Genomic DNA, 17,889 nt, shown 5'->3' with positions numbered 1-17,889 from the left:
GAGCGTGGCGGTTACGGCCTCAGATCACGTACGAGGCCAGCGGCGCGAAGCCGTTGAAGCCCACCGTCGAATACATGGTGGTGTACGCGCCGGTCGCCTCGATCAGCACCTCGTCGCCGATGGCGAGCGAGATCGGCAGCTCGTAGGGCGCCTTCTCGTACAGCACGTCGACCGAATCGCAGGTCGGCCCGGCGATTACGCACGGCGTCTTGGCGTCGCGGTCGCGCGGCGTCTTGATCGGGTAGCGGATCGCCTCGTCCATGGTCTCGGCGAGGCCGTGGAACTTGCCGATGTCGAGATAGACCCAGCGGGTCGGATCGTCGTCCGACTTCTGCGAGATCAGCACCACCTCGGCCTTGATCACGCCGGCATTGCCGACCATGCCGCGGCCCGGCTCGATGATGGTCTCGGGCAGGCGGTTGCCGAAGTGCTTCGACAGCGCCCGGAAGATGGCGTTGCCATAGGACTGCACCTTCGGCACGCGCTTGAGATACTTGGTCGGGAAGCCGCCGCCCATATTGACCATCGACAGCGCGATGCCGCGCTCGGCCATCTCGCGGAAGATCGAAGCGGCCGAGCCCAGCGCCTGGTCCCACGCGTCGACATTGTTCTGCTGCGAGCCGACATGGAACGACACGCCATAGGCGTGCAGGCCCAGCCGGTGCGCCAGCTCCAGCACGCGCGGCGCCATCGCCGGCGCGCAGCCGAACTTCTTCGACAGCGGCCATTCGGCGCCGGCGCCGTCGCACAGGATGCGGCAGAACACCTTCGAGCCCGGCGCAACGCGGGCGATCTTCTCGACCTCGGGCTCGCAATCGACCGCGAACAGCCGCACGCCAAGCTCATAGGCGCGCGCGATGTCGCGCTCCTTCTTGATGGTGTTGCCATACGAGATGCGGTCGGCCGAGGCGCCGGCCGCCAGCACGGCCTCGATCTCGCCCACCGAGGCGGTGTCGAAGCACGAGCCGAGCTCGGCGAGCAGCTTCAGCACTTCCGGCGCCGGATTGGCCTTCACCGCGTAGAAGACGCGGGTGTCGGGCAGCGCGCGGGCGAAGGCGGTGTAGTTGTCGCGCACCACGTCGAGGTCGAGCACGAGGCACGGACCTTCGGGACGTCGGGCGGCAAGAAACTCGCGGATGCGGTCGGTCATGGGGTCGGTCCTCCCAAGGCCAGATGAGCCCAGGACAGCGCGCAAAACCGCGGGCCGGCGCGATGGAGACGCCAAGACCCGCGACGCAACGCGCCGCCCGCAAAGCCGGCCGAGACCGGCGTTCACCGTGAGCCGTATCCGGCGCTGAAGCGACGCAGGAAGGGACGCGGAATCCGCGTCCTTCGGTCGGTTTCAGACGCCTTTGCGAGAGTGGGAAGGCCCGCTCCACGCGCCCGGCAAGAGTAGTGCCTCTTTAGTGTCGCCGGCCTATGGACGGACCGGCAGAGACCAAAAAAGCCCGCTACGTCGTTGCTTCAAGCCGCGTACCCCTGCGGAGAGCAGGGAATTGCTGGTTTCGCCTCCAGCTGCCGGTCGATAGACGGGGAAACCGAGAAGACACGGCGCCGGAGAGGCGCCTCTCGATCTTTGGTCCCCGGGCGGCTGTCCGGCCTCTTGTCCGGATGCCCACCGACCGGCACGCGGCCACAGGCACGTGCGAAATTGGGCAAGCCGGCAGATAGGACGAATCGCCCCCCCATTCAAGGGCGATTTTCTCGGATGCCACGCAAGTTTTCCGCTGTGGCCCCAAGAACACAGGGAGGGAGAGCACAGGGAGAGAGAACACAGGCGGGAGAACGAGGGGAGAGACCGTCGTCCCGGACGGACGCGCAGCGTCCGAGCCGGGACCGTTCTCAGGAAGGGGACCTTTCTTTGGATGACGGCCCCGGGTCTCGCATTGCTCGCCCGGGGCGACACTCTCACCCGGTCACCCCCGGCGAGCGTGGCTGAGCCACGCGAGGGAAGGGGGCCTACACAACGCGACGACATCCCGGGGACCGCTTCGTGAGTCGCGTCGTCCCGGCCAAACGGAGCGCGCGCTGGGACCGTTTCCCGTGTCACGTCGTCCCGGACGGACGCGGAGCGTCCGAGCCGGGACCGTGTGCAGGAAGGAGACCTTTCTTCGGATGACGGCCCCGGGTCTCGCATTGCTCGCCCGGGGCGACACTCTCACCCGGTCATCCCCGGGCCTCGCGCGGCGAGGCTCGGGCGATGTCATGCGCAACCGGGCCAAGTCACCGAGCCAAGTCACCGGCCCCGCGCCTCAGCGTTCGGGACCGCAGGCATCACGCCGCGGACTTGATCTCGATCTTCCTGGGCGCGCGTACGTCCTCGGGCGGCTTCGGCAGGTGGACGGTGAGCACGCCCTTGTCGAACTTGGCCTCGACCTTGGCCGGATCGGGATCGAAGCCGAGCTGCACCGACCGCTGGAAGCTGCCGTGGCTGCGCTCGATCACCTGCCAGTCCTTGCCCTTCTCGTCGCGCTCGACCTTCTTCTCGCCACGGATGGTGAGAATGCCGCGCGCGACGCTCACCTCGACGTCCTTCTCCGAGACGCCCGGCAGTTCGGCGGTGATGTCGAGCGCGTCGGCGGTCTCGGCGACGTCGATGCGCGGCAGCAGCATCCCGTTCGCTCCGCCGGAGACCACCCCGGCAAACGGAGCGCGCCGGGTGAAATCATCGAAGACGCGTTCGACTTCGCGGAATAGCGACCCGATCGGCTCGTCGCCGCGGCCGAACAGCGAAGGCAGCATGGAACGAGTCATTGTCATCCTCCATCGAAACCGGGATCGCATCGCGTTCCACGCATTCGACTGGACGCTGACGCGACCCACGGTTTCGATATGGGGCGGGCGACGGCGGCTGCAAGAGCCCGTGAGCGTTCCGATGCGCTCAGCCGACCGGGGCCACCGAGACCACGACGAAGGTGTGCAGCTCGCCGTCCTCGTCGCGGATCGACACGTACTCGCCCGGCACGAAGGCGTGGGCGCCGAAGCGGTAGCCGGCCTCGTCGTCGTCGGGGTCGTTGTCGGCATCGACGATGTCGTAATGGAAGGCCCAGGTGCTGCCGGACTTGCCGCCCGGCCGGTGCAGGACATGGCCGATCTGGTCGGGCTCGCCGGCCCAGAATCGCCGCACCCGGCAATGCTCGCGGTTCTTCTTCCACGCCGTCGCGTCGATGTGGCCGGTGTCGTCGAGCGGCGCCACGAACTCGTAGCCGTGCCGTGCCGACCCCTCCGGGTGGTCCTTGGACCGGGCGAGGTTGAGGCGGATTCGCTTGAGGTCCTGCGGCAGCTTGGTCATGGTCCTCGTCCAGATTGTCTTCAGCCCCTTAAGGGCACGGCTTCCTTGGAGCGCTTTTGGCCCTGCGGACCGCCTTCGGCCAAGCAGATGCTGTTCGGCCTCAAGTGTGAGCATTCCAGAACGCGCGTCGCAAGCGCATCCGCATTGCCCTTTATCGACATTGCCTTGAACGGATATAGCGCCCATTTCCCGCCAGGGGAGCAGCAGCAGAGCAGCGCGAGGAACGCACGCGATGGCAGATGGCAGCCTCGACCCGGCAGTCGCCGCCCTGCTGGCCGATCCCGCGACCTACGGCCTTGCCCCCGGCACGCCGGTCACGCGCATCGACACCCACGCCGCCGCGGTGTTCCTGGCCGGAGACCGCGCCTTCAAGGTCAAGCGGCCGGTGCGCTACTCCTATCTCGACTACGGCACGCTGGCCGCGCGCGAGGCCGCCTGCCGGGCCGAGCTCGCGGTGAATGCGCCGTTCGCCGCCGATCTCTATCTCGGGGTGGTGCCGGTCACCCGGCAGGCGTCCGGCGCGCTTGCGCTCGGCGGCGCGGGCGAGGTGGTCGAGTGGCTGGTCGAGATGCGCCGCTTCGACGAGACCACGACGCTCGACCATCTGGCCGAGGCCGGCGAATTGCCGGAGCCGATGATCGACGCCCTGGCCGAGACGGTCGCCGCCGGCCACGCCCGCATGCCGGCGGCCGATGCGTCGGCCTGGCTTCAGGCGCTGGCGCGCTACGCCGCCGACGACCGCGAGACGTTCCGCACCGCGCCCGACCTGTTCCCGCCCGACGAGGCGGCGCGGCTCGACACCGCCACCGCCGCGGCGCTGCACCATAATGCAGGGCTCATCCTGGCACGCGGCCGGCTCGGGCTGGTGCGCCGCTGCCATGGCGACCTGCACCTCGCCAATGTCGCGCTGGTCGACGGCCGGCCGCTGCCGTTCGACGCCATCGAGTTCGATCCGCTGATCGCCACCGGCGACGTGCTCTATGAGCTTGCCTTCCTGCTGATGGATCTGGTGGCGCGCGGCCGCCGGCGCAGCGCCTGCCGGCTGCTCAACCAGTATCTGCTGGTGGCCGGCCGCGACGGCGATCTCGATGCGCTGGCGGCGCTGCCGCTGTTCCTGTCGCTGCGCGCGCAGATCCGCGCCAAGGTGGCGGTGGCGCGCCGGGCTCTGACCTCGGGTGCTGCGGCGAGCGCAGCGGCACACGACGCGATGCGCTATTTCCGCCTCGCGGTGGCAGCACTCGCCCCGCCGCCGCCGCATCTGTTCGTGGTCAGCGGCCTGTCGGGCACCGGGAAAACGAGCGTGGCGCGGGCCATCGCCGGGCGGCTGCTGCCGCTGCCGGGCGCGCTGGTCCTGCGGTCGGACATCGAGCGAAAGCGGCTTCACGGCGTGCCCGCGACCGCGCGCCTGCCGGCGGACGCCTATCAGCCGGAGGTGACGGCGCAGGTCTACCGGCGGCTTGTCGAGCAGGCGCGGCGGGCGCTCGAAGCCGGCCATTCGGTGGTGATCGATGCGGTGTTCGCCCGCCCGGACGAGCGGGCGGCGCTCGCGGCGCTCGGGGTGGCGTGCGGCGTCGCGGTGCGCGGCGTGTGGCTGGAGGCGCCGCTCGACGTGCGGCAGGCGCGGGTGTCCGACCGGCGCGGCGATGCGTCGGATGCCGATGCGTCGGTGGCCGCGTTTCAGGAGGATCTGGAGATCGGGCCGCTCGATTGGCCGCGGGTCGATGCCGCGGGGCCGCTGGAGGGCGTGGTGCTGCGCGCGATGTCGGCGCTCGGCGGCCCCTGGTAGGGCTGCCCCTCTCGATGGCAGGCGCTGGACGTGGGCCGCGACACGCGCGCCGCGACACATGGGCCGCGACACATGGGCCACCACGCCGCCCGACGCCGCCCGCGCACGGGGCGACGCGGGCGGCAATGGGTTGCGGCTTACTTGGAGCCGTCAGCCTTGAACTGCTTGATGAAGGCGATCAGGTCCGAGATCTGCTGCTCGTCCTTGACGCCTGCGAAGATCATCTTGGTCCCCGGGATCTTGGCCTTCGGGTCCTTGATGTACACGCGGAAGACGTCCTCGTTCCACGTGATGCCGGAATTCTTGTTGGCTTCCGAGTAGTTGAAGCCTTCGATCGTGCCAGACTTGCGGCCGAACAGGCCGTTCAGCACAGGGCCGACCTTGTTCTTCGCGCCAGGGCCGATCGAGTGGCAGACCAGGCACTGCTTGAAGATCTGCTCGCCCTTCGCAGCGTCCTGCGCCTGCGCCGACGTGACACCCGCCGCCAGAACGAACAGTCCCAACACCAATTTCCGCATGACATTATCCCCGAGCGTTGCTGCCGGCCCCGCGCCGGCGCATGCGAGTAATGCACCGACCGGCCGCGAACCGCAATATCGTTCCAAACTGCGGGCGCCGCACTTTGTTTCCGCGGCGCAAAAATCGCGGACCTCCCTTGGACTTGACCGCAAGGGTCGCCACCTACCTTATGGTGCGCCCATCGGGCATGGTAAATGGTTGGTAAACCGGACCGGCGTCCCGAATCGTGGCGGTGCACGGACCACTGCGGCAGGTCTCCACAGCATCCGCCGATCCGATTGATCCGGACGGACGCTCCAAATTATTGAGCTGTCGCATTCTCTTCCGCAAAACCGGTCCCCACCGTTGCGGAGAATGCTTTAGGAGGAGACACGATGGCGACGAAGGCGAAGAAATCCAGGAAGAAGGTTTCGGCCAGCGATACGGACCTCGCAGCGGCGCCGGGGAAGGCCAAGACAACGGCCAAGACCAAGACAACGGCCAAGACCAAGACAACGGCCAAGGCCAAGACAACGGCCAAGGCCAAGACAACGGCCAAGGCCAAGACAACTGCCAAGACCAGGACGCCCGCGAAGACCAAGGCGTCTGCGAAGGCCGAGGCGCCTGCCAAGACCAAGACGCCCGGAAAGGGCAAGGTCCGCGCCGCCAAATCCGCTGCGGCGGCTGATTCCAACTCCTCCGCGAAATCGTCGCGCGCAAAGACGTCGGCGACATCCGCCGGCAAGGCCACGACCAAGGCCGCCGCGAAGACCGGTGCCAAGGCGCCTGCCAAAGCACCTGCCAAGGGCGTGGGCAAGAGCGCCGGCAAGTCCGCGAAGCCGGCGAAGGCGACCGCCAAGACCGTCAAGTCGGCCAAGTCCATTGCCAAGTCCACTGCCAAATCCGCCGCCAAGACGAGCGCCAAGACGGCCAAGGCCAACACGGCCAGAGCCAAGACCACGAAGCCGAAGACGGCGGAATCCAAGGCGCCCGTGAAGGCCAAGGCACCTGCGAAGGCCAAGGCGGCGGCGAACGTGAAGGCGGCCGGAAAGGCTGCGGCCAAGGCCAAGACCAAAGCCAAGGCAGCGGCCAAGACCACAAAGGCCAAGACCACAAAGGCCGAGAGCGCCAAGACCGAGAGCGCCAAGGCCAAGACGACAAAGGCCAAGACTGCCAAGACCCCCGCCAAGGCGGCAGCGAAGACCGCGTCGAAGGCGGTGGCGGTCAAGCAGGCCGGGAAGCCGGCCGCGGGCAAGGCGGCAGCCAAGGGCAAGGCGGCGAAGGCCGCCAAACCCAAGACCGTCAAAGCCACGAAGGCCAAGACGACGACAGCCAAGACGACGACTGCGAAGACGACGGCCGCCAAGACCAAGGCCACCAAGACCACCAGGGCGAAGGCTGCCGCCCCGGTGACGGCGCCGGCCCTGCCGGCCAGCCGTCCGGCGCCGCGCGCCGGCCGCACCTCGCCGGTTGCGCGGCGGGCCGCTTCGGCCGCACGGCGGACCAGCCTTGCCGCGCGCCCGATTCCGCCCAAGCCGGCGGGCGAGGAGCAGCCGGCGACCGCCAAGACGCCCAAGGCCAAGCCGCCCAAGGCCTCGGTGCCGGCCGTGCGCCCGACACCGCTGCCGCCGGCGCCGCGCCGCGCCCCGGCGCTGCCCACGGTGCGCCGCGCCGCGCCGCCGCCGATGGTGGTCGAGACCAAGGCGAAAGCCGATTCCAAGACCGAACCCAAGACCGAATCTAAGACCGCGCCGAAAGCTCCCGCCAAAGGCGCGCCGAAGGGCACCGCGAAAGGCACCGCGAAGCGTGCGGCGAAGGCCGCCGCGCCGCAGCCGGACATCGGCCTCGCGCCGGCGGAAGGCATCGCCGTGCTCGGCAAGTCGATCGCCCGCTCGGACGAGATCCTGACGCCGGAGGCGCTCGATTTCGTCGCCGCGCTGCATCGCCGGTTCGAGCCGCGCCGCCGCGATCTCCTCAAGGCCCGCGCCGAGCGTCAGAAGCGCTTCGATGCCGGCGAGCTGCCCGACTTCCTGCCCGAGACCCGGCACGTGCGCGAGCACCCGTGGAAGGTGGCGCCGATCCCGCACGATCTGCTCGACCGCCGGGTCGAGATTACCGGCCCCACCGACCGCAAGACGGTCATCAACGCCCTCAATTCCGGGGCGAAGGTGTTCATGGCCGATTTCGAGGATGCCACCTCGCCGACCTGGGCCAATCTCATCGACGGCCAGATCAACCTCAAGGACCGCTGGCACGCCGACGGGCTCGACTGGACCGACCCCGCGACCGGCAAGCGCTATGTGCTCGGCGACCATCCGGCGGTGCTGATGGTGCGCCCGCGCGGGCTGCATCTCGTCGAGCGTCACGTCGAGATCGACGGGGCGCCGGTGGCGGGCAGCCTGTTCGATTTCGCCCTCTACGCCTTCCACAATGCCGCGGCCGCGCTGGCCAAGGGCTCGGGGCCGTATTTCTATCTGCCGAAGCTCGAAAGCCACATCGAGGCGCGGTGGTGGAACGACGTGTTCCTGCACACCGAGTCCGCGCTCGGCCTGCATCGCGGCACCATCAAGGCGACCGTGCTGATCGAGACGCTGCCGGCGGCGTTCGAGATGCACGAGATTCTGCACGAGCTGAAGGACCACGTCGCCGGCCTGAATTGCGGGCGGTGGGACTACATCTTCTCCTTCATCAAGACGCTCGCCAAGAACCACGGCTACATCCTGCCCGACCGCAGCCAGGTGGTGATGGGCAAGGCGTTCCTGAAGGCCTATTCGCACCTCCTGATCCAGACCTGCCACATGCGCGGCGCGTTCGCGATGGGCGGCATGGCGGCGCAGATCCCCAATCGCAGCGATCCCGACAGGAATGCCGCGGCGCTGGCCAAGGTGCGCGCCGACAAGGAGCGCGAGGTCGGCGACGGCCATGACGGCACCTGGGTCGCCCACCCCGATCTGGTGCCGGTGGCGATGGAGGTGTTCGACCGGCTGATGCCGGGCAGGAACCAGCTCGATGAGCTGCGCGAGGATGTCGATGTCGGGCAGGCCCAGCTTCTCGATGTGCCGCAGGGCACGCGCACCGAGGCGGGCTTCCGCGAGAACATCCGCGTCGGCGTTCGCTACATCGAGGCGTGGCTCGGCGGCAAAGGCGCCGTGCCGATCTACGACCTGATGGAGGATGCCGCCACCGCCGAGATCGCCCGCGCCCAGATCTGGCAGTGGCTGAAATACGGCGCCAAGCTGGAGGACGGCACGCAGCTCACGCCCGCTCTGTTCGAGAAGGCGCTGCACGAGGAGAGCGAGCGCATCCGCAGCGAGGTCGGCCATGACGCGTTCGAATACGGCCGCTTCGCCGAGGCGATCGCGCTGTTCCACAAGCTGTCGCTGGCGGCGGAGTTCGAGGAGTTCCTCACCATCCCCGCCTATGCGCTGATCGATTGAGGCAAACGACCGATTGCATTCTCGTCGTCATGGCCGGGCTTCGGCCCGGCCATCCACGTCTTATACGGTTTCCGGCCGATCAGTCCGGAAACCGTCTTTTTCTGAAACAGATTTAAGACGTGGATGCCCGCGACAAGCGCGGGCATGACGAGCTTCATTTTGCTGCCTTTCGTGCAGGTCGTCGGTGCCTGCGCCGGCAAATCCATCAAGCCTGCGGCGAACCGCCCCCTCACTTCACCAGCTTGAGCACGTCGCGGAAGCGCGGGTTCTTGGCGTCGGTCAGCCATTCGAAGATCACCATCTCGGCGGTGACGATGACCGCGCCGGCCGCCGACAGGCGCGCCAGCGCCGCGGCCTTGTTGGCCGGCGTGCGCGAGGACACCGCGTCCGCCACCACATGGACGCGCCGGCCGGCGGCCATGAGCCCGAACGCCGTCTGCAGCACACACACGTGCGATTCCCAGCCGGTGATCACCACCTGCTGGCGGGCGCCGAGCGCGCCCTCGATGTCGCAGCCGCGGCAGGCATCGAACGTGCTCTTGGCCAGCGTGTCGGCTGCGAATTCCGACAGCGCCGGAATGGTCGGCCCCAGCCGGTCCGGCGTCTGCTCGGTCGCCAGCACCGGCACGTCGAGCAGGCGCGCGCTCTGCGCAAGGCGCAGCGCCTCGCGCACGCTGGCCTCGGCCGCGTCGATCGCGGGCATCAGCTTTTCCTGGAAATCGATCAGCAGCAGCGAGGAGCGGCCGGCTTCGAGAGTCATCATGAACTCCGTGACGCTTGTGTGCGGTGCAGCGAAAATCGCTGTGTCATCAGACCAATGGACGATGGTTGCCAACGCAACGGCTCTTGTGCCACACCACCGATCCGCTAATCTAGACCTACGGAATTGCCTGAAGGCAATGCTCAAGCATCCGCTTCACGAGCATGCACCTCATGCAGATCCAGCGCCACACCGGGCGTAAGATCCGGACGGCAAATCAAAAGGCCCCACCAGAGGGCCAACGGTCCAGCAAAGGGCCAAGGCTCCGCAAGAGAGCCGAGAGGAAACGATGGCCGGCGCAAGCCGGCCTTTACGGGAGGACGACGCATCGTGGCCGCCGCTGCGAACGGCTTTGCCGACACTTTTCCCAAGCTGTTGCTGCAGAACGCCGCTTCGCGCGGCGGCCGCCCGGCGATGCGTCTGAAGGATCTCGGGATCTGGCAGACCTGGAGCTGGGCCGAAGCACTCGATGAAGTCCGGGCGTTCTCGCTCGGGCTTCAGGCGCTCGGTTTGCGCCAACACGAGAAGATCGCCATCGTCGGCCGCAACCGGCCGCGGCTCTATTGGGCGATGTGCGCGGCCCAGGCCTTGGGCGCGGTGCCGGTGCCGGTCTATGCCGACTCGGTGGCCGACGAGATGGCCTATGTGCTGGAGCACGCCGAGGCGCGCTTCGCCATGGCGCAGGACCAGGAGCAGGTCGACAAGCTGCTCTCCATCGCCGACCGGCTGCCCAATCTCACGCTCACCATCTATGACGAGCCGCGCGGCTTGCGCGACTACGATCCGGCGCGGCTCAAATCCTTCGAGGACGTGCAGGCGCAAGGCCGTGCCGTGCTGGCCGGCGCGCCCGACATCGGCGAGGCGTGGGAGCAGGCGATCGGCCGCGGCACCGGCCGCGACCTCGCGGTGATCCTCTACACCTCCGGCACCACCGGCCGGCCAAAGGGCGTGATGCTGTCGTTCGACAATGTCATCCGCTCGGCCCGCAACGGCAATGCGTTCGACCGGCTCGACGAGACCGAGGACGTGATCGCCTATCTGCCGCTGGCCTGGGTCGGCGACCACATTTTTTCTTATGCGCAGTCGTTCACCGCCGGCTTCTGCGTCAATTGTCCGGAGTCGGAAGCCACCGTCACCGACGACCGCCGCGAGATCGCGCCGACCTTCTTCTTCGCGCCGCCGCGCGTGTTCGAGACGCTGCTCACCATGATCATGGTGCGCATGGAGGATGCCGGCGTCCTCAAGCGCAAGATGTTCAACGCCTTCATCGCCCACGCCCGGCGCTGGGGCGAGAAGATGCTGAACGGCGAGAGCGTGCCGCTGTCGGCCCGCATGATCTATTGGCTCGGCGAATTCCTGGTCTACGGCCCGCTCAAGAACCGGCTCGGCATGACGCGGCTCAAGGTCGGCTACACCGCGGGCGAGGCGATCGGCCCGGAGATCTTCCGCTTCTACCGCTCGCTCGGCATCAATCTGAAGCAGCTCTACGGCCAGACCGAAGCCTCGGTCTACGTCACCGCCCAGCCCGACGGCGAGATCCGCGCCGAGACGGTGGGCCGTCCCTCGCCCGAGGTCGAGATCATGATCGCCGAGTCGGGGGAGGTACTCTACCGCTCGCCCGGCGTGTTCCTCGGCTACTACAAGGAACCCGACAAGACCGCCGAGACCAAGACCGCGGACGGCTGGGTGCATTCGGGCGACGCTGGCTTCATCGAGGCCACCGGCCATCTGCGCATCATCGACCGCGCCAAGGATGTCGGCAAGCTCGCCTCGGGCGCGCTGTTCGCGCCGAAATACATCGAGAACAAGCTGAAATTCTATCCCACCATCAAGGAAGCGGTGGCGATCGGCCAGGACCGCGACTTCGTCACCGTGATGCTCAATATCGATCTCGTGGCGGTGGGAAGCTGGGCCGAGCGCAACGCAATCGTCTACGCCTCCTATCAGGAGCTCGCCGGCCACCGGCTGGTCTATGACATGATCGCCGAGCACGTCGACGAGGTGAACCGCTCGCTCAGCGAAGAGCCGATGATGGCGGGCGGCCAGATCAAGCGCTTCCTGGTGCTGCACAAGGAGCTCGACGCCGACGACGGCGAACTGACCCGCACCCAGAAGGTCCGCCGCGGCTTCATCGCCGAGCGCTATGCGCCGCTGGTCGAGGCGCTCTATTCCGGCGCCGAATTGTGCGACATCACCACCGAGGTGACGTTCGAGGACGGCCGCAAGGGCTCGATCTCGGCGCGCGTCGCCATCCGCGACTCGAAGACCTATCCGCCGAAGGCCGAGGCCGCGGCGGCGCGCATGATGGAGCACGCGGCATGAGGGCGCCGTCGACCGATCAGATCGTCGCCGGCGACACGCTGCTGGCGGTCGAGCGGGTGTCGCTCCGCTTCGGCGGCGTGCGCGCGCTGACCGATGTGAGCTTCGACATCCGCAAGGGCGAGATCCGCGCGATCATCGGCCCCAATGGCGCGGGCAAGACGTCGATGCTCAACTGCATCAACGGCTTCTATCACCCGACCGAGGGCCGCATCACCTTCAAGGGCGTGACGCGGCCGAAGATGCGGCCCTACGAGGCGGCCCGCGGCGGCATCGCCCGCACCTTCCAGAACGTGGCGCTGTTCAAGGGCATGACCACGCTCGACAACATCATGACCGGGCGGGCGCTGAAGATGCGGCGCGGCTTCTTCTGGCAGTTGCTGCGCCATGGCCCGGCGATGAACGAGGAGGTCGAGCACCGCAAGGCGGTCGAGGAGATCATCGACTTCCTGCAGATCCAGCACATCCGAAAGACGCCCGTCGGCAAGCTGCCCTACGGCCTGCAGAAGCGCGTCGAGCTTGGCCGCGCCTTGGCGATGGAGCCGGAGCTTCTGCTGCTCGACGAGCCGATGGCCGGCATGAATCTGGAGGAGAAGGAGGACATGAGCCGCTTCATCCTCGACGTCAACAACCAGTTCGGCACCACCATCGCTCTGATCGAGCACGATATCGGCGTGGTGATGGATCTGTCCGACCGGGTGGTCGTGCTCGAATACGGCCGCAAGATCGCCGACGGCACGCCGGCCGAGGTGAAGACCGATCAGGCGGTGATCGACGCCTATCTCGGCGTGGCGCATTGATGGAGTCGATGAGATGACGAGCCTCGATTCCGCGCAGGGCGGCGTGTTCAACCTCAAGCTCGGCGCCGGCGCGTGGGTGCTGATCGGCTTTGCGCTGGTCGCTGTCGTCACCGCGCTTGCCGTGCAGGCCGGGGCGCTGACCCGCGGCGACGTGCTCTATGCCGTGCTGGTCGATCCCTTCGTCCAGATGGCCGACATGCCGGATCTGCTGATCCAGACGCTGTGGGACGGCTTCGTCGCCGGCATGCTCTATGCGCTGATCGCGCTGGGCTTCGTGCTGATCTTCAAGGCGTCGGGCGTGTTCAACTTCGCCCAGGGCATCATGGTGGTGTTCGCGGCGCTGACGCTGGTCGGGCTCCACGAGTTCGGCATCAACGCTTGGCTGGCGCTGCTGCTCACGCTCGGCGTGATGCTGGTGCTGGCGGTGGCGGTGGAGCGGGTGGTGCTGCGGCCTCTGGTCAACCAGCCCGACATCATCCTGTTCATGGCGACGATCGGCCTCACCTATGCGCTGATCGGGCTCGGCGAATTCATCTTCGGCGGCAATCCCAAGGTGATGATCACCGAGGAGCTGTTCCTGCCGCGCGGATCGATCGACCTCAACGTGTTCGGCGGCTTCGTCAGCCTGCAGAAGCTCGACATCGCCGCGGCGGTGATCGCCTTCGTGATGATCGCGGCGCTGTCGCTGTTCTTCCAGTACACCCGCATCGGCCGGGCGCTGCGCGCGGTCGCCGACAGCCACAAGGCGGCGCTGTCGGTCGGCATCTCGCTGGAGCAGATCTGGGTGATCGTGTGGTTCACGGCGGGCGTCGTGGCGCTGATCACCGGCATCATGTGGGGCGCGCGCTCGGACGTGTCGTTCGCGCTGCAGATCATCGCGCTCAAGGCGCTGCCGGTCCTGATCCTCGGCGGCTTCACCTCGGTGCCCGGCGCCATCGTCGGCGGGCTGATCATCGGCATCGGCGAGAAGGTGGGCGAGTTCTACTGGGGGCCGCTGCTCGGCAAGGGCATCGAGGCGTGGCTCGCCTACATGATCGCGCTGACCTTCCTGCTGTTCCGGCCGCAGGGCCTGTTCGGCGAGAAGATCATCGAGCGGATCTAGAGCATTTTCAGCAAAGGTGGGAACCGGTTTTGCGTCAGAAAATGCGAAGCGAAGACGACGTGAAGCAAGCGATCTGATGCCGTCGGATCGGATCGCGCTCCGGAACGATTTCCGCGAGTGCGGGGCGCGATTTCGGCAGGCGCGACACAACAACAGGGGAGCCACCGTCCGGTCGACCGGTTCGGCAAGGCTCTGACGGGAGGCAGGCGTGTTCTATCGTGAGGCCGGTCAGTTCAAGACCAGCTACTACGCCGATCAGGCGATCTTCCCGATCCTGCAGGATCGGATCGGCGTCGCCGTGATCCTGTTCGTAGCGTTCACGCTGCCGCTCGTCGCCAGCGACTTCTTCGTCGGCTCGGTGATGATCCCGTTCCTGGTGTTCTCGCTGGCGGCGATCGGGCTCAACATCCTCACCGGCTATACCGGGCTGATCTCGCTCGGCACCGGCGCCTTCATGGGGGTGGGGGCCTATGCCTGCTACAAGCTCACCACCATCTTCCCCAACGTGCCGATCGTCGTCCACATCCTGTCGGCCGGCTTCTTTTCGGCCGCCATCGGCGTGATCTTCGGCCTGCCGAGTCTGCGCATCAAGGGCTTCTATCTGGCGGTGGCGACGCTGGCGGCGCAGTTCTTCCTGCAGTGGTGCTTCGTGCGCATTCCGTGGCTCTACAACAACAACGCCTCGGGCGCGATCGAGGTGCCGGTGCGCACGCTGATGGGCATCGACGTCACCGGCGCCAATGCCACGCCGGAGGTGCGCTACTATCTCATCCTCGCCATCGTGGTGGGGATGACCTGGGTCGCCTCCAATCTCGTGCACGGCCGCATCGGCCGGCAATGGATGGCGGTGCGCGACATGGACATCGCCGCCGAGTTGATCGGGATCCGCCTCCTGAACACCAAGCTGCTCGCCTTTGCGGTGTCGTCCTTCTATTGCGGCGTCGCCGGCGCGGTGATGATGTTCCTGTGGTACGGCGGCGGCGAGGCGGCGGACGCCTTCAACATCAACCAGTCGTTCAACATCCTGTTCATGGTGATCATCGGCGGGCTGGGCAGCCTCATCGGCTCGTTCTTCGGCGCCGCCTTCATCTCCAGCTTCCCGACGCTGCTGAAATTCGGCCTGCCGCTGATCGGCATCCATATCGGCAGCGCCAGCGTCGAGCATCTGACCCACTTCGCCATCGGCGCGCTGATCATCGCCTTCCTGATCGTCGAGCCGCACGGCCTCGCCCGGCTGTGGCAGATCGCCAAGCAGAAGCTTCGGGTCTGGCCCTTTCCCTACTGAGACCGCAAACAAGCATAATCGGCAACGCGAACGACGACGCCGAAACCTGGGAGAACCACATGAGGACACCGACAGGCTGGATCTTCGGCACGGCGCTCGCCGTCGTGCTTGCCGCGGGCGCGCCGCCGGCCAAGGCGGAGGAGGGCATCTATGTGCCGCTCCTCACCTATCGCACCGGCAATTTCGCCGGCTCCGGCACGCCGATCGCCAACGGCATGCGCGACTATCTGGAGATGCTGAACCAGCGCGACGGCGGCATCGGCGGCGTCAAGCTCATCATCGAGGAGTGCGAGACCGGCTACGACACCAAGAAGGGTGTCGAATGCTACGAGTCGACCAAGGGCAAGAACCCGGTCGTCCACAATCCCTATTCCACCGGCCTGACGCTGCAGCTCATCCCGCGCGCCTCGGTCGACAAGATCCCGCTGCTGACGATGGCCTACGGCCTGTCGGCGGCGGCGGACGGGCGGGTGTTCCCTTGGGTCTTCAACCCGCCGCTGACCTATTGGGACGGCGCTTCGGTGTTCGTGCGCTTCGTCGCCGAGCAGGAGGGCGGCGTCGACAAGCTGAAGGGCAAGACCATCGGCCTCGTCCATCTCGATGCGCCGTTCGGCCGCGAGCCGATCCCGGTGATGGAGGATCTGGCCAAGCGCTACGGCTTCAACCTCAAGCTCTATCCGGTGCCGGCGCAGTCGATGCAGGATCAGGCCTCGACCTGGCTCGCCATCCGCCGCGACCGCGTCGACTGGATCTACAATCAGGGCTGGGGCGCGATGAACCCCACCGCGGTGAAGGAGGCGGTGCGCACCAACTTCCCGATCAGCAAGCTGGTCGGCGTGTGGTGGGCCGGCGGCGACGACGACGCGCGGGCCGGCGGGCCGGAGGCGAAGGGCTACCGCACGCTCAGCTTCCACGGCGCCGGCGCCGACTATCCGGCGGTGCAGGACATCCTGAAATATGTCTATGACCGCAATCTCGCGGTCGGCGACCGCGCCAAGGTCGGCGAGAACCTCTATTCGCGCGGCGTGTACAATTCGGCGCTGATCGCCGAGGCCATCCGCACCGCCCAGCAGGTCACCGGCAAGAAGGTGGTCACCGGCGAGGACGTGCGGCGCGGGCTCGAGTCGATGAACATCTCCGAGGAGCGCTGGAAGGAGATGGGCTTCGCGGGCTTCGCCGCGCCGGTGAACATCTCGTGCGACGACCATTCGGGCCACAACCGCGTGTTCATCGCCCAGTGGGACGGCAGCAAGTTCGTGCGCGGCTCGGACTATATCGAGCCGATGAAGGATCTGGTGCGCCCGATGATCGAGTCCGCCGCCAAGGACTATGCCGAGAAGAATGCCGGCTGGCCGAAGCGGACCGAAGCCTGCGACGGACGGAGCTGATCCCGAAGCGCGCCGCGGCGATCGCCCATCCCTGCAGGGTGGAGCCGCGGCGCGTCCAGGGTGAGGGGCAACCTGTTCCTGTTGCCCAGCCCCAAGGTTTGCCCCTCACCCGCCCCGCCGCATGCGCGGAGCGAAGCACTGCGGAATTCGTCATCCCGGGCGAGCGTCAGCGAGACCCGGGATCGTTTTCCGAGCGGGGACCTCTTTCTGAGGACGGTCCCGGGTCGCGGGCCTTCGGCCCTTGCCCGGGACGACAAGCCGGCAACCACGACACCGGACGACGAGACGCAACGACGAGACTGTAGCGGAGACACCAGCCATGACCGCCGCCGAGACGATCCAGCCCGCCGCTGCTCCGGACAAGATCCTGACCGTCACCAATATCGAGGTGATCTACGATCACGTCATCCTGGTGCTGAAGGGCGTGTCGCTGGAGGTGCCGCGCGGCGGCATCGTCGCGCTGCTCGGCGGCAACGGCGCCGGCAAGACCACCACCTTGAAGGCGATCTCCAACCTGCTGCACGCCGAGCGCGGCGAGGTCACCAAGGGCTCGATCCTGTTCGAGGGCGAGGAGGTCAAGGCGCTGTCGCCCAATCTGCTGGTGCGGCGCGGCTGCATCCAGGTGATGGAGGGCCGCCAGTGCTTCGGCCACCTCACGGTGGAGGAGAACCTGCTCACCGGCGCCTTCACCCGCCGCGACGGCCAGCGGGCGATCAAGGCCGACCTCGAGCGCGTCTACGCCTATTTCCCGCGCCTCAAGGAACGGCGCAGCTCGCAGGCCGGCTACACCTCCGGCGGCGAGCAGCAGATGGTGGCGATCGGCCGGGCGATGATGGCGCGCCCGAAGATGATCCTGCTCGACGAGCCGTCGATGGGGCTGGCGCCGCAGATCGTCGAGGAGATCTTCGAGATCGTGAAGATGCTCAATGCCCAGGAGAACGTGTCGTTCCTGCTGGCCGAGCAGAACACGTTCATGGCGCTGAAATACGCCACCTACGGCTACATCCTGGAGAACGGCCGGGTGGTGATGGACGGCGCGGCCCAGGCGCTGCGCGACAATGAGGACGTCAAGGAATTCTATCTCGGCATCGCCCAGGGCAAGCAGAAGTCGTTCCGCGAAGGCAAGCACTACAAGCGCCGCAAGCGCTGGCTGGCGTGACGCGGGTTCCGGGTGACGGCATCGGAACATCTGCCGGCCGGGAGTCGCACGCCCTTCCCTCTC

The 17,889-nt window shown here is 67.3% G+C and carries 14 protein-coding genes; 8 read left to right on the top strand and 6 right to left on the bottom strand.

Annotated features, from left to right (window positions below; translation table 11 throughout):
- Positions 1–19: 19 nt before the first annotated feature.
- The 3 genes from BLTE_RS11885 to BLTE_RS11875 all read right to left on the bottom strand — a co-directional run bounded on the left by BLTE_RS11885 (position 20) and on the right by BLTE_RS11875 (position 3,292).
- Entirely contained in the window at positions 20–1,150 is a 1,131-nt protein-coding gene (locus BLTE_RS11885; RefSeq protein WP_126400866.1) for a type III PLP-dependent enzyme, read from the bottom strand.
- 1,124 nt (positions 1,151–2,274) lie between these two features.
- Positions 2,275–2,754 (bottom strand): Hsp20/alpha crystallin family protein, encoded by a 480-nt coding sequence (locus tag BLTE_RS11880; RefSeq protein WP_160140597.1) that lies wholly within the window; start codon positions 2,752–2,754, stop codon positions 2,275–2,277.
- A gap of 127 nt (positions 2,755–2,881) precedes the next feature.
- A complete protein-coding gene (locus BLTE_RS11875) occupies positions 2,882–3,292 on the bottom strand; it encodes a hypothetical protein (RefSeq protein ID WP_126400862.1) in 411 nt (136 codons plus the stop codon).
- A gap of 232 nt (positions 3,293–3,524) precedes the next feature.
- Here BLTE_RS11875 and BLTE_RS11870 point away from each other — a divergent pair, with 232 nt between their 5' ends.
- Positions 3,525–5,078 carry a bifunctional aminoglycoside phosphotransferase/ATP-binding protein gene (locus BLTE_RS11870; protein ID WP_126400860.1) on the top strand — a complete coding sequence of 518 codons (1,554 nt, stop codon included), beginning with the start codon at positions 3,525–3,527 and terminating at the stop codon, positions 5,076–5,078.
- A gap of 137 nt (positions 5,079–5,215) precedes the next feature.
- Here the strand turns inward: BLTE_RS11870 and BLTE_RS11865 are convergent, their stop codons facing one another.
- On the bottom strand, positions 5,216–5,596 hold the full coding sequence (locus tag BLTE_RS11865; RefSeq protein WP_126400858.1) for a c-type cytochrome: 381 nt from the start codon (positions 5,594–5,596) through the stop codon (positions 5,216–5,218).
- Between the two features lie 375 nt (positions 5,597–5,971).
- On the opposite strand from BLTE_RS11865, the gene aceB reads away from it, so the two are divergent.
- Positions 5,972–9,013 (top strand): malate synthase A, encoded by a 3,042-nt coding sequence (gene aceB / locus BLTE_RS18585; RefSeq protein WP_244599973.1) that lies wholly within the window; start codon positions 5,972–5,974, stop codon positions 9,011–9,013.
- Here the strand turns inward: aceB and BLTE_RS17940 are convergent.
- Both BLTE_RS17940 and BLTE_RS11850 read right to left on the bottom strand, forming a co-directional pair.
- On the bottom strand, positions 8,995–9,219 hold the full coding sequence (locus BLTE_RS17940) for a hypothetical protein (protein ID WP_145988190.1): 225 nt from the start codon (positions 9,217–9,219) through the stop codon (positions 8,995–8,997). The two genes, aceB and BLTE_RS17940, sit on opposite strands and share 19 nt — an antisense overlap.
- A gap of 23 nt (positions 9,220–9,242) precedes the next feature.
- Positions 9,243–9,776 carry an isochorismatase family protein gene (locus tag BLTE_RS11850; protein ID WP_197723229.1) on the bottom strand — a complete coding sequence of 178 codons (534 nt, stop codon included), beginning with the start codon at positions 9,774–9,776 and terminating at the stop codon, positions 9,243–9,245.
- A gap of 411 nt (positions 9,777–10,187) precedes the next feature.
- Here BLTE_RS11850 and BLTE_RS11845 point away from each other — a divergent pair, with 411 nt between their 5' ends.
- From BLTE_RS11845 to BLTE_RS11820, 6 genes are all read left to right on the top strand, one after another.
- On the top strand, positions 10,188–12,095 hold the full coding sequence (locus BLTE_RS11845) for an AMP-binding protein (RefSeq protein WP_244600227.1): 1,908 nt from the start codon (positions 10,188–10,190) through the stop codon (positions 12,093–12,095).
- Positions 12,092–12,892 (top strand): ABC transporter ATP-binding protein, encoded by an 801-nt coding sequence (locus tag BLTE_RS11840; RefSeq protein ID WP_126400854.1) that lies wholly within the window; start codon positions 12,092–12,094, stop codon positions 12,890–12,892. Before BLTE_RS11845 ends, BLTE_RS11840 begins: the two co-directional genes overlap by 4 nt.
- Before the next feature lie 187 nt (positions 12,893–13,079).
- A complete protein-coding gene (locus BLTE_RS11835) occupies positions 13,080–13,994 on the top strand; it encodes a branched-chain amino acid ABC transporter permease (protein ID WP_197723296.1) in 915 nt (304 codons plus the stop codon).
- 208 nt (positions 13,995–14,202) lie between these two features.
- Complete coding sequence (locus BLTE_RS11830; RefSeq protein ID WP_126400853.1) at positions 14,203–15,279, top strand: branched-chain amino acid ABC transporter permease; 1,077 nt, start codon at positions 14,203–14,205, stop codon at positions 15,277–15,279.
- A gap of 59 nt (positions 15,280–15,338) precedes the next feature.
- Positions 15,339–16,667 carry an ABC transporter substrate-binding protein gene (locus BLTE_RS11825; protein ID WP_126400851.1) on the top strand — a complete coding sequence of 443 codons (1,329 nt, stop codon included), beginning with the start codon at positions 15,339–15,341 and terminating at the stop codon, positions 16,665–16,667.
- Between the two features lie 319 nt (positions 16,668–16,986).
- Positions 16,987–17,826, top strand: a complete 840-nt coding sequence (locus BLTE_RS11820; RefSeq protein ID WP_126400849.1) for an ABC transporter ATP-binding protein — start codon at positions 16,987–16,989, stop codon at positions 17,824–17,826.
- Positions 17,827–17,889 lie beyond the last annotated feature (63 nt).

It is taken from the genome of Blastochloris tepida (assembly GCF_003966715.1).
Classification (GTDB): Bacteria; Pseudomonadota; Alphaproteobacteria; order Rhizobiales; family Xanthobacteraceae; genus Blastochloris; species Blastochloris tepida.
Note: the sequence above shows the minus strand (reverse complement) of the source record. Positions and strands in the feature narration are given on the sequence as shown.

What these genes read in the sequence shown, in the direction of transcription:
- BLTE_RS11885 (WP_126400866.1), bottom strand. Translation starts at nt 1,150, where the DNA reads ATGACCGACCGCATCCGCGAGTTTCTTGCCGCCCGACGTCCCGAAGGT.
- BLTE_RS11865 (WP_126400858.1), bottom strand. Translation starts at nt 5,596, where the DNA reads ATGCGGAAATTGGTGTTGGGACTGTTCGTTCTGGCGGCGGGTGTCACG.
- BLTE_RS11850 (WP_197723229.1), bottom strand. Translation starts at nt 9,776, where the DNA reads ATGATGACTCTCGAAGCCGGCCGCTCCTCGCTGCTGCTGATCGATTTC.
- BLTE_RS11825 (WP_126400851.1), top strand. Translation starts at nt 15,339, where the DNA reads ATGAGGACACCGACAGGCTGGATCTTCGGCACGGCGCTCGCCGTCGTG.
- BLTE_RS11880 (WP_160140597.1), bottom strand. Translation starts at nt 2,754, where the DNA reads ATGACTCGTTCCATGCTGCCTTCGCTGTTCGGCCGCGGCGACGAGCCG.
- BLTE_RS11820 (WP_126400849.1), top strand. Translation starts at nt 16,987, where the DNA reads ATGACCGCCGCCGAGACGATCCAGCCCGCCGCTGCTCCGGACAAGATC.
- BLTE_RS11840 (WP_126400854.1), top strand. Translation starts at nt 12,092, where the DNA reads ATGAGGGCGCCGTCGACCGATCAGATCGTCGCCGGCGACACGCTGCTG.
- BLTE_RS17940 (WP_145988190.1), bottom strand. Translation starts at nt 9,219, where the DNA reads ATGGATTTGCCGGCGCAGGCACCGACGACCTGCACGAAAGGCAGCAAA.
- BLTE_RS11835 (WP_197723296.1), top strand. Translation starts at nt 13,080, where the DNA reads ATGGCCGACATGCCGGATCTGCTGATCCAGACGCTGTGGGACGGCTTC.
- BLTE_RS11845 (WP_244600227.1), top strand. Translation starts at nt 10,188, where the DNA reads ATGCGTCTGAAGGATCTCGGGATCTGGCAGACCTGGAGCTGGGCCGAA.
- BLTE_RS11870 (WP_126400860.1), top strand. Translation starts at nt 3,525, where the DNA reads ATGGCAGATGGCAGCCTCGACCCGGCAGTCGCCGCCCTGCTGGCCGAT.
- BLTE_RS11875 (WP_126400862.1), bottom strand. Translation starts at nt 3,292, where the DNA reads ATGACCAAGCTGCCGCAGGACCTCAAGCGAATCCGCCTCAACCTCGCC.
- aceB (WP_244599973.1), top strand. Translation starts at nt 5,972, where the DNA reads ATGGCGACGAAGGCGAAGAAATCCAGGAAGAAGGTTTCGGCCAGCGAT.